Here is a 12163-nt window from a genome sequence, read left to right on the forward strand (position 1 = left end):
CAAAGGATGTCTCCAAAGTCATCCAGGAACTTAAAAAGCAGGGCAAGGTCCACTCGCCCAAGCGCTGCTTTTGGTCAGCAAGCGAATAGCCCAAAACACATCACCAACCAAGGCCCGTCTCGGAAGAGTCGGGCCTTGCTCATGACAAGAAGAACCTTTCGTAGGGGCACTTTACGCTCCTTTGATTTATGGATACCAACAAATACAATCAATTACTCCTACAAGTATGAACTGTGAACTGCAGCGTCCAAACTCGAATTCGCAATCTCGCATCACACGCACCCCACTCTCCCGGAAATGTGCCAGGAAGGTAGCCTGCAATGCCCGACATCCATGTATCCCCACACCGTATCCCCCTGGGAAGTCTCTCCGTACCGGTCCATCTGATTATGGTCAGGCCCACCGTGCAGTTTACCTCACAGATCTCTCACCTGCTGGGCTTCAGCAAAACCGACAGCCAACTTCTCGGCATGGCTGTGGAAGAAGCCTTCGGGAATGCAATCAGACATTTCTCTGGCCCTGTGGAGGGGGAGGCCATCGACGTGGAATTCTGCGTTCATGAAAATTCGCTGGTAATCTCCATTCGCGAAAGAGGTATTCCTTTCACCCCACAGCAAGGGCAGCGCTACACTCCCGACGATCTCGAAAACATGGACATGCCCGGACTAGGCACACTGCTCATGCAAAAGGCCGTGGATTCCCTCGAATTTTTGAGCCACGGGCGCAAGGGCAAGGAGACCCGCCTAATCAAGACCATCCCCTATGGGGCGCTGCCCCAGGAACTGCTGGAGGTCCAGCCTGTGCGGCGCGGGCGCGATCGTCCCACGGTCAAGAACGCCATCGTCCGCCCCGCTACCCGGGAGGAACTCCCTCATATCTGCCAGCTGGCTTGGCGCTGCTACGGCTATACCCAGGAAGCCTTTCTCTATGATCTCGAGGCGCTGACCGAAGCATTCGACAAGGGAACCTTCGTACCAGTGGTGGCCATCGACCCGGCCAGCAACCAGATGGTCTGGCACGCGGGCCTGAAGATTCATGATCCGAATGTCCCTGTGGGCGAGATGGGGCTGGCTTTCATCGACCCGGCCTTCCGTTGCCCAGGGGCGACACAACAGATGGCGGACGCCGTCACCGCCATGGCGAAGAAAGCCGGGCATCGTGGAACCTTCGACTGCTCGGTGACCACCCACACCTTTTCTCAGAAGGCCATGCAGAACTGCTATGGTTCCAGGCCATGCAGCATCATGCTGGCCATTACTGCCTCGGGGATGCATGCCAAAGAACTGGCAACGTCGGTCCAACCCAAGGGCTCGGTGGTCAACCATTACCGTGCCTTCGACCGCTCTCCTGCCACGGTGTACGTTCCCGAGCGACATAGAACAATGGTCTCCAACATCTACGGCTGGCTTGAATTGCCCCGGGAAATTGGAACCCCAGACACTGAGTACCCTCTGGGCGAATCCAGAGTCAGTGTCTTCCCGTTGCCCGACGAGCTGAACGTGGTGTTCATCATAGTGCATGCCATCGGACCCGATACAGCGAAAGAGATTGCAGAAGCCTTGCGCCAGTGCAAACGCGAGCGACGGGATGCCGTATACGCCTTTCTCCCTTTGGGTGCTCCCGCCAGCCCTATGCTTGTAGAAGAATGCGAAGCACTGGGACTCTCCTTTGCCGGAGTCATGCCTCATATCCATGATGGTGATGACCGCATGCTCATGCAGCGAGTTGACATCGTACTGGATATGGACACCATCCGTGTCTACGGCGAACAGTCCAAACAGCTCTTCGATTACATTCAGCGGGAACAGCAGAGAGTCGATCAGGGGGTGTGATCCGGACCAGCTCTAGCCCGGCGCAATGATTTTGACAGGCTAGAGGGGATTGCGGTCCATGGTGCGATAATTCACGGCTTCGGCCAGTTGCGGCACCCCGATGTGCTCAGCGCCTTCAAGATCGGCAATGGTGCGGGCAATGCGCAGAATCCGCGTATAGGCGCGGGCCGACAGGCCATGAATTGGCAGCAGGTGCCTTTGCCCCATAAAACAGAGAACTCCTTTGAATAAAGCCCCCGCACACGAAGACACTCAGGGGATAGGTAGGAAGCGTTTAAAAAAACCGGGCCCCGGACACATGCCGGGACCCGGAGGGGACTGGTCAACGCAGAGATCATGAGTTGAGTTCTGCGCTGACCTCCCGAATCGACGCCCTGGGAGTTCTTAGGGCGACACCATGGAGCCTGTCTATTGCATCATGTGATTCGGGATAAAGAGAACGATATCGGGACACAGGATCAACACGACCATCACCAACACCAGGATCAGCAAGTATGGCAGAACGCCCATGGACAGCTTTTCGATACTCACCTTGCCCAAGTCGCAGGCCACGAACAGACAGAGACCCACAGGTGGGGTGACCTGACCGATGGACAGCGTCAGCACCAACAACACCCCGAAATACACGGGGTCGATGCCTGCAGACATAATCACCGGGTGGAAAATGGGAGCCATGAGGACCACGGCCACGGCATTATCCAGGAACGTGCCCACCACCAGCAAGGATGCACAAATCATGAACAACAGAATGGAAGGATTTGTGGAGACGCTAAGCATGGAGTTGGTCAGAGCCTGAGGAATCTGTTCGCTGGCCATCAGGTAGCTAAAACAATGGGCCGTAGCTACCAGGAACATGATGACCGCTGCGCTTTTGGCGGTACTCAGCACGACTTCGTAAAGTCGCTTATTGTCGAGCTGCTTGTAAACATATCGACCTATAATCAGGCCGTAGACCACGGCTACAACCGCCGCCTCAGTGGGTGTGAACACACCACCGTAGATACCGCCCAGAATGATCAATGGCATGAGCAATGCCAGCGAGGCGTCTTTGATGGCTTTCATGGTCTGGCCTAAGCCCACCTTATCGCCACCGCCATAGCCATGGCGCTTGGCAACCACGTAGTTCACACTCATGAGCGCACTGCACATAAGCAGACCGGGCAGGACACCACCCAAGAACAGTTTACCCACGGATGCGCCGGTGATGACGCCGTACAGGACCATGGTGATACTCGGGGGGATGAGCAGACCAATGGTGCCCGACGCAGCAACGCAAGCAGCGGAGAACACGCGAGAGTATCCCTTCTCACGCATAGGGCCGACCATAACCGAACCGATGGCCGCGGTTGTGGCCGGGGCCGAACCGGAGATGGCACCGAAGAATGTGCATGCCGCCGTGGCCACGTGCGCCAGACCGCCCGGAAAGCGCCCGAAGAAACAGTTGGCCAAGTTCACCAGGCGTGAGGACACACCACCCGAGGACATGATGTTTCCCGCCAGGATAAAAAACGGAATGGCCATCAGAGTGAACGAATCGACACCGCCGTAGGCCTTTTGAACCAACACCATCAGCGGCACATGACTGTGCATGACAAGGGCCACCAGCGAGGACAGCCCCAAGGCCACAGCGATGGGTACGCCGACGAGAACGAATATAAAAAAGCTAAGAAAGAGGGTGGTTCCCATAATTATACCCCTAGGATTTGCCAAGGATGGTTTGGACATGCATCAGCGCGTGGTACAGGACGTTGAGGGCCATAAACAGGCTGCCGATGGGCACAGCGAGGTAGACAATACCCACGGGAATAAAGCCCATGGAGGACGAGACCTGTCCCAGGGACAGAACCCGCGAGGCCACCACGACACCATCCGTGACGAAGACCCACAGAAACCACAGGCACAGAGCGTCGGCGATCAGGAACATACCCGCCTGGAGCCTCGGATTGCCGATACGCTCGATGAAGTAGGACACCTTGATATGTGTATTTTCGTAGAAGGCCACACTGGCACCGCAGAAGGTCAGCCAGATGAAGATGTAACGTGCCAGCTCTTCAGACCAGGACAGCGGATCTTGGAACACGTAGCGGCAGACCACCTGCGCGAAGATCAGCAGGGTCATCATCGAAAAGGCCACCGCGATCAGCATGGACAGGTATTTGTTAAAGAACGTGTTCACCGCTCGCAGCAATTGCATGGGGAGACTCCTTTGCGGCAGGGCGTTCGTGGGCGGGATAAATCCCGCCCACGAACGTTGGGGGTGTTGATCAGTAACTGACCTATATGGCTGATTTGATTTCCTTAATCAGTGCGCCAAACTTGCCCTCGTAATGTTCATACAAGGCCTCGGAGGCGGCTGCGAAGGTCTTGCGCTGAGCGGTATTCACCTTCATCTTGGTCTTGAGGAATTCGAGCTTCTCGCTCGCTTCCTCGGCGACTTTGGCACGGCTCCAAACGGCAATCTCAGCGGCACTCTCGTGCAGGATCTTCTGCTGCTCTGGGGACAGAGAGTCATAGATCACTTTGCTCATGACCAACGGCTCACTCACATGGATGTGACCAGTCAGGGACAGGTACTTCTGCACCTCATAGAACTTCTGGGTCACGACGTGGGCCACTGGATTTTCCTGGCCATCCACGGTGCCCAACTGCAAAGCCGAGTACAGTTCGCCAAAGGCCATGGGCGTGGGAGACGCACCAAAGTCCTTGAACGATTCAATGAAGATATAACCGCTGGGGGTACGCACCTTCAGGCCCTTAAGGTCTGCGGGGGTATTGATGGGGTGCTTGGAGTTGGTGATGTGACGAAAGCCATTCTCCCAGTAACCCAGCACCACCAGGCCCTTTTTGGCCAGGTTAGCAGACAGTTCTTGGCCCACTGGACCATCGAGAACTTTGCCCACATGCTCGATGTCACGGAATAAGAAGGGCATGTTCAACACACCCATGGTTTCTTCGAAACTGGACAGCAGCACGTCGGAAGTCAGGACCATGTCCACAGTGCCAAGCTGCGCGCCTTCAACCAGTTCACGCTGTTTGCCAAGCTGGTTAGCCGGGAAAACTTTGATCTCCATGTCTCCATGGCTTTTCTTGGCGACCATGCCGCTGAGCAGCATGGCCCCGGCGTGGTACGGATGGTCGATGGGCGCCAAGTGCCCCAGCTTGAGCACGGTTTTAGCCTGGGCCATACCGGGCACAGCCAGCAGAGTCACGGCGAAGACGAATAGCAGAATGCGTCGGATACCTTGTTTCATGACAGTCTCCTTGAGAGTGGCTACGGGTTGCTAGGCGTATTTTTTCTCGGCCTCGTAGTACTTGTTCAACCCGATGAAATCGTTGAACTCCTGGAAGGTCAGCAACTCGTCCCAGATATTTTTGGTCGTTGTGTCCTTCCTCAGAGTTTCGCAGTAGCCACGCACGGCATTGGCTGCGGCGTACAGAGGTCCGGTGCAGTAGATGGCGATGTTAAAGCCCATCTCTTCCATCTCGGCCACGTTGGGCATGGGGCTGCGGCCACCTTCGAGCATATTGGCCAGCGTGAAAGCCTCAGGGAACGCCTCATTGATTTTGCGCATCTCCTCTTCGCTCTCGGGAGACTCAACAAACAACAGGTCGGCGCCCGCTTCCTTGTAAGCAGCGGCACGGTCCAGAGCTGCCTGCAAACCGAGATCGGTGCGGGCGTCAGTGCGGGCGATGATCACAAAGTCCTCATCGATGCGCGCATCGCAAGCGGCCTTGATCTTTTGAATCATTTCTTCTTGGGGGATGACCTTACGGCCCAACATATGGCCGCACTTTTTGGGGAAGACCTGATCTTCGAGCTGAATGGCGCAAACACCTGCTTTCTCGTACTCACGCACAGTGCGCATCACATTGACAGGGTTGCCGTAACCGGTGTCACCATCGGCGAGGATGGGCACATCCACAGCTTCGGCCATGCTGGCGGCGCGCTGGACCATTTCACTCATGGTCAACAGCCCCACGTCGGGCTGTCCGAGCATACTGGCAGACTGGCCATAGCCGGTCAGATACACAGCGTTAAAGCCGACGGCCTCGATGATTTTGGCGCTGAGCATATCGTATGCGCCGGGAGCGACGAGTAATTCCTTGGCAGCAAGCAGATTGCGAAGACGGGTTGTCTTTTTCATGATGAGTAAACCTCCAATTTGTTTCCCCCTCTTTCGCAAGGCATGTGCCAAACCCCATACGACACAGAAACATACTTAAATAACAGACGCTTAAGCATACCATAGCTTTAAGAAAGGCTTGCAGGGAGGTATGACCAGAGTTATGGAATTCTCAGGGATCGGCGCTGCGCGCTGGAGCGGAAAACCATAGGGGAGGGACCTTCGCAGGAGTAAACATGGACAACATGCCATGGTGCATGACTATTACATTTATTATAGGTATTTGATTTATTTCATTACATGCTAGTTTCTTTTCCCCAATGACCCTTTTCGCAAGGACGGCCATGCCGGCTCGCCCCCAACAGCAGCACAGGTGTCCACCATGTTTGACCAAGTGCCGATTTTCAATGGCTTAAGAGCCGCCCTCCGTGAATCTGCCCGTCTCCGAGGAACCGCCGTCTTTCTGGTGGCCCTCATGGTGGTCCTGACCGTAACCGGTTACGAGGCCGCGCACATGATGCGTATGGAAAACCGACGGGCAGCCCACGAGCTGTCTGCCAAGCTCGTTGCCGAACAAATCAGGGTCATACTCCATGAACGCCTCGACATGGCCAAACGCCTGGCCCGAAACCCCACCATCATCCAGATATACGACCAAGGTTCGCCCAATGCTCTGGATTCGCGCACGCTCTTGAACACGGTCAACGAAATGGCCGCCACCTCGCTCATCTACACGCTCTCTGACACCGGACGGACTTTTGCCAGCGCGGATTCTCTAGAGGCTCCACTGGTGGGAAAGAACTACGGGTTCCGCCCCTATTTCAAACAGGCCATGAATAACGAAATCTCCATCTACCCAGCCATGGGCGCGTTCACCAGCAAACGTGGCGTCCACCTGGCAGTGCCCATCTACGGTGACAAACATGACACCCCGTTAGGCGTGCTGGTCATGAAAATCGGAATGGAGGAAATCGACGAAATTCTCGCATCACAGCCCAACAAAATGGCCATGGCTTCACCGGAAGGAGTGATGCTCTCCACCAATCAAGATGGTTGGCTGCTGCATTCACTGGCCCCGCTCACGCTCGGGGTACGCCAACGTCTGCGCAAAAGCCGCCAATTCGGGCCAGACAACATCCCGCCGCTGCAATATGACCTCTCCGGCCAGCGCGTGCGCATGGATAAGGAGTGGTACAACATCATCCGGGTACCGCTCTCCATCCCCGGCTGGAACATCATCTCCTGCCAGGCGAACCTGACACCCGCACCACTGACCCTGTTCCAAACCTTCCTGATCACAGGAGGAACGAGCATCACTGGCGGCATGGCGACATTGATCTTTTTCCTGGCCGTAAACATTCAAAACCGCAAACACACCGAGCGCAAATTACGACGAACCGAGGAGAAGTACCGCAGCATCTTTGAAAATGCTGTTATGGGCGTCTACCAGAGCACGATACAAGGTCGTTTCTTGGAAGCCAGCCCATCCATGGCGACCATTCTGGGCTACGACAGTCCCGCCGACCTCATTGAATCCGTGCAAGACATGCGTGACATCTATTACGACGCCAATGACAGAGACGTGTGGCTACGGCTATTGACCGAGCACACGCAGTTCACAGGCTTCGAGACCCGCTATCTCACGAAGAACGGCGATCCCATCTGGGTTTCACTATCCAGCCGCCTGGCCCGCGGCGAGGAACATGAAGGGGAGTTCATTGAAGGATTCTGCCTTGATGTCAGCGAAAAGAAGGAAGCCATTGAGGCCCTGCGGCGTGAACGCGACATCCTGTCGCGTATCATGACGACCAGCCCCGCCAGTATCGTACTCAGCGACGCACGAGACAACGTGACCTACGCCAATGCGAGGGCCGAGCAGCTCCTGGGTATCCGGCCGCTGCCGTATGGAGGAGGATTCACACGGCCTGAATTCTCGATATTCACTCTGGACGGCGCCCCCATCCCCGAGGATGAAACACCAGCGAATCGTGCCCGCCGGGAAATGGCTATGGTACGCAAGGACCGCTGTGTACTGCGTTGGCCCGAAGGCCGCGAGATCATCGTCTCGGTGTCCATCGCCCCCATGTTCGGTCCCGGCGGCGACGTGGTGGAACTGGTGTCGCTTTACGAAGACATCACCCCCATCGTACGCGCAGAGCGCGAGGCCGCCGAGCAACAGCAGCAATTGTTCGAGGCAGACCGAATGATCGCCATGGGTGTTCTGACCTCGGGTATCGCCCATGAGATCAACAACCCCAACACCTACATTCTGTCCTCGGCCCAAACCCTTGCCGACGCCTGGGAACAGGCACGGGTGATACTCGATGAATTCTACGAGGAGAATGGCGACTATGAACTGGGTGGCATCCCTTACTCCATCCTGCGCGAGACACTGCCATCACTGAACACCCGCATCCTGGACGGTTCGCGACGTATCGGACGTATCATCAAAGAGTTGCTGGTGTTCTCACGACGGGACATGGGTGAGGCCACCGAAGCTGTGGACCTGAACCGCGTCATCAGCACCTCCGAGATTCTGCTTTCCAGTATGATCCGCAAGAGCACTGACCATTTCAACATGAACCTGTGCCCAGGCGAGCTTGTGGTGCAGGGCAGTTTCCAACGTTTGGAGCAAGTACTCATCAACGTTATCCAAAATGCCTGCCAAGCCCTGCCGGATGCGGGCCGTGCCATTACGGTCAGCTCTGAAAAGAGGGGTGAGCTAGCCCTCGTCATGGTCCACGACGAGGGCCAAGGCATATCCCAGAAAAACCTTGGACGAGTCATGGACCCGTTCTTCACCACCAAGCGCGACTGCGGAGGAACGGGCCTGGGCTTGGCCGTGTCTTCCACCATCGTGCATGACCTCGACGGGTCCATCCATTTCGACTCCCATGAAGGCCGGGGCACCACTGTCACCCTGACCTTCCCCCTCAAGAGAGGGATAGATTCCTCTGGAGACTTCGATGCCGAATAGCGAACAGAAACGATTTCGAACTTTGGCTGTGGACGACGAGCATGAAGTGCTGGAAAGCTTTCGCCTGACGCTCCTTGCCGGAGGCATGCGCGACGTGCAGACCTGTGATGACGGACGCGAGGTGCTGAGCATCCTCGACGCAGACCCTTCCATCCGATTGGTACTCCTGGATCTGATCATGCCCTACATGGGAGGCCAGAGCCTGTTGAAATCCATCCAGGAGACGCATCCAGAGGTGGTGGTAGTGGTCATCACCGCCCTGGACGACCTGAACACCGCCGTGGAGTGCATGAAGGATGGGGCGTTCGACTATCTGGTAAAACCCGTGGAAAAAGTGCGGCTGCTCTCGTGTGTGAAACGGGCTTACGAGCACCAATTCATGGTCAGCGAAAACCGGGCACTCAAGAAGCGAGTGCTGTCGGACACACGGGAACACCCCAAAGCCTTTGAAGGCGTGGTCACGCGCAGTCCAGCCATGCTTTCACTATTCCAATACGCCGAGGCCATTGCAGCTTCGCCCGAGGCCGTACTCATCACCGGCGAGACCGGCGTGGGCAAAGAACTTGTGGCGCGAGGCATCCATGCCATGAGCGGACGAAAAGGCAAGCTGGTGTCCGTAAACGTCGCGGGATTGGACGAACAAAGCTTTTCTGACACGTTGTTCGGCCATCGCAAGGGGGCTTTTACAGGTGCCCACAGCAACCGCGACGGACTTCTGAAGACTGCCGAGAATGGGACCCTGTTCATGGACGAAATCGGCGACCTGACTCCCGCCTTGCAGGTCAAACTATTACGGCTATTGCAGGAGCGCGAATACTATCCCCTGGGTTCCGACCTACCGCGCAAGGCCGACGTGCGCATCCTGGTGGCAACCCATCGCAACCTCCGCGAGGACTCAGGCGGCGTGCCCTTCCGGCGCGACCTGTATTACAGACTACAAACACATCTCGTCCACATCCCGCCGTTGCGTAAACGCAAGGAAGACCTTCCCTTGCTGGTGAATCATTTCCTGGCGCTGACGGCGGCCAAACTGGACAAGAAGACGCCCAGCGCGCCCAAAGAACTGGTGTCACTGCTGAGCAGCTATTCCTTCCCCGGCAATATCCGTGAACTGGAGACGATGCTGTTTGACGCGGTGGGCAAACACCGGGGCGGATTACTGTCCCTGACCTCCATCAAGGAACGCATCTTTGAAGGACACGTCGAAAACCATCATGAGGGGGAAGAGGACGACGGTCGCACAAGTATATTCACTCACGCGGACACGCTGCCCACGCTGCACGAGGCACGCATCCAGCTCATTGAGGAGGCTCTGCGGCGTTCAGGGAACAATCAGTCTGTAGCCGCCCGCTATCTGGGTATCTCCCAGCCAGCCCTCAGCAGGCATCTCAAACGTCAGCAGAGTGAAAATCAATAGCAATACGGAAGAATATCCTCCGCAAACATCCATCGGGACACTTCCTACTAGGACTTCCCCCGGTCCAGGCTGCGGTAATTCACGGCTTCGGCCAGTTGCGGCACCCCGATGTGCTCAGCGCCTTCAAGATCGGCAATGGTGCGAGCAATGCGCAGAATCCGCGTATAGGCGCGGGCCGACAGGCCAAGACTGTTCACGGCCTTGCCCAGAAAGTCCTGGCCCCGCTCACCAGGAGCGCAGTGCTCATCCAACAGCTTGCCCGATAGATCCGCATTGGTGCGCACGGGCAATCCAACGTAGCGATTCGCCTGCACCGTTCGCGCGGCCTCGATACGCCCACGCATGGACGCCGAATCCGCACCAACACCACTCTGCTTCAAGTCCTGATAAGGCACCGCCGGCACCTCCACATGCAGATCGATTCGATCAAGCAATGGCCCGGAGATCCTGCTGCGATATTGCCCCACCTGACGCGCCGAACAGGCACAAGCGTGCTTGTTGTCACCAAGATAGCCACACGGGCAGGGGTTCATGGCCGCCACCAGCATCACATCCGCTGGGTAGGTCAAAGACACTGCCGCCCGCGAGATGGTCACGTGTCCATCTTCCAGGGGCTGACGCAACACCTCCAGCACATGCTTCTTGAACTCGGGCAGTTCATCCAGAAACAGCACTCCCCGGTGCGACAGGCTGACCTCGCCGGGGCGGGGATAGGCACCGCCACCCACCAGCCCGGGATGGGAAATTGTATGATGCGGGCTGCGGAACGGGCGCGAAACCTTCAGGGATTCGCCATTCAAAAGACCAGCAACGGAATAAATCTTGGTCACTTCCAGAGCTTCGTCGAACTCCAGAGGAGGCAGCACCGTGGGGATACGCGAGGCCAGCATGGTTTTGCCACTGCCCGGAGGGCCCATGAACAGCAGGTTATGCCCACCAGCCGCTGCGATCTCGATGGCCCGCTTGGCGTGTTCCTGGCCCTTGACCTCGGAGAAATCCACATGAAACCCGGAGCGGCCTTCCCACAGCGCCTTCACACCTGGCGCGACGGGCTCCAGTATCAATTCTCCGGTCAACAGGCGGACGACATCAGCCAAAGTCTCGGGCGCGTACACCGCTACGTCTTCCACCACTGCGGCCTCGGCGGCATTACCCGGAGGCACGATCAAGCCCCTGGCCCCTTGCTCACGGGCCTTCAAGGCCAAGGGAAGAATCCCCGGAACGGCCTTGAGCTGACCATCCAACGACAATTCACCCGCCAGCATCCAGCCATCCAGCGCCACCTGCGGTAACACGCCCGAAGCCGCCAGCAGAGCCGCTGCCAAAGGCAGGTCATAGCCACTGCCTTCCTTGCGCATGTCTGCCGGTGCGAGGTTGACCGTAATCCTTGAGGGGGGAATGCGAAAACCCGAATTCTTGAGCGCGGTAAAGACACGCTCCTTGGACTCGCGCACTGCGCCCTCGGCCAGACCAACCATGGTGAAGGCTGGCATCCCGGAGCGGGACAGATCGACTTCCAATTCAACCCGGAAGGCGTCGATACCCAACAGGGCGGCTGTGGACACTTTGGCTAACACGAAAAACTCCAGGGATATCGTTCCATTGGTATCGACTTGCATATCTGGATTGACGGGTAATCTCAAGGTGAAGACAGAAATGCCGCCCCCCGACAGAATTGGTGTTACAGGCGAAACGTACAGCTCAATGGCAGACCGGCACTTCTCCACAGTGCATCAATTCAACCCAAGACACCACGAACCCCACGGGTCAATAAACAGCCTCCCAATATTCATGAATGTTCGACAAATTATTT

Annotated in this window: 8 protein-coding genes and 1 pseudogene; 3 read left to right on the forward strand and 6 right to left on the reverse strand. The window is 56.8% G+C overall.

Annotated elements, in window-relative coordinates:
- Positions 1-320 precede the first annotated feature (320 nt).
- Positions 321-1832, forward strand: coding sequence for an ATP-binding protein (locus EL361_RS12130; protein WP_126379894.1), 1512 nt, complete (start codon positions 321-323; stop codon positions 1830-1832).
- 39 nt (positions 1833-1871) lie between these two features.
- Here EL361_RS12130 and EL361_RS12135 read toward each other — a convergent pair.
- From EL361_RS12135 to EL361_RS12155, 5 genes and pseudogenes are all read right to left on the reverse strand, one after another.
- Positions 1872-2009, reverse strand: a pseudogene (locus EL361_RS12135) (magnesium chelatase subunit ChlI family protein); the annotation flags it as partial.
- Positions 2010-2240: 231 nt separating this feature from the next.
- A complete protein-coding gene (locus tag EL361_RS12140) occupies positions 2241-3518 on the reverse strand; it encodes a TRAP transporter large permease (protein WP_126379898.1) in 1278 nt (425 codons plus the stop codon).
- A 10-nt stretch (positions 3519-3528) separates the two neighbouring features.
- On the reverse strand, positions 3529-4026 hold the full coding sequence (locus tag EL361_RS12145) for a TRAP transporter small permease (protein ID WP_126379900.1): 498 nt from the start codon (positions 4024-4026) through the stop codon (positions 3529-3531).
- A gap of 82 nt (positions 4027-4108) precedes the next feature.
- Entirely contained in the window at positions 4109-5083 is a 975-nt protein-coding gene (locus tag EL361_RS12150; RefSeq protein ID WP_126379902.1) for a TRAP transporter substrate-binding protein, read from the reverse strand.
- A gap of 30 nt (positions 5084-5113) precedes the next feature.
- Positions 5114-5977 (reverse strand): isocitrate lyase/PEP mutase family protein, encoded by an 864-nt coding sequence (locus tag EL361_RS12155; protein WP_126379904.1) that lies wholly within the window; start codon positions 5975-5977, stop codon positions 5114-5116.
- A gap of 361 nt (positions 5978-6338) precedes the next feature.
- Here EL361_RS12155 and EL361_RS12160 point away from each other — a divergent pair, with 361 nt between their 5' ends.
- On the forward strand, positions 6339-8933 hold the full coding sequence (locus EL361_RS12160) for a PAS domain S-box protein (RefSeq protein ID WP_126379906.1): 2595 nt from the start codon (positions 6339-6341) through the stop codon (positions 8931-8933).
- Complete coding sequence (locus EL361_RS12165) at positions 8923-10350, forward strand: sigma-54-dependent transcriptional regulator (RefSeq protein WP_126379908.1); 1428 nt, start codon at positions 8923-8925, stop codon at positions 10348-10350. The genes EL361_RS12160 and EL361_RS12165 overlap by 11 nt, the downstream gene beginning before the upstream one ends.
- 47 nt (positions 10351-10397) lie before the next feature.
- On the opposite strand, the gene EL361_RS12170 is transcribed toward EL361_RS12165, so the two are convergent.
- Positions 10398-11927, reverse strand: a complete 1530-nt coding sequence (locus EL361_RS12170) for a YifB family Mg chelatase-like AAA ATPase (protein ID WP_126379910.1) — start codon at positions 11925-11927, stop codon at positions 10398-10400.
- Positions 11928-12163 lie beyond the last annotated feature (236 nt).

The organism is Desulfovibrio ferrophilus, from assembly GCF_003966735.1.
Classification (GTDB): Bacteria; Desulfobacterota; Desulfovibrionia; order Desulfovibrionales; family Desulfovibrionaceae; genus Desulfovibrio_Q; species Desulfovibrio_Q ferrophilus.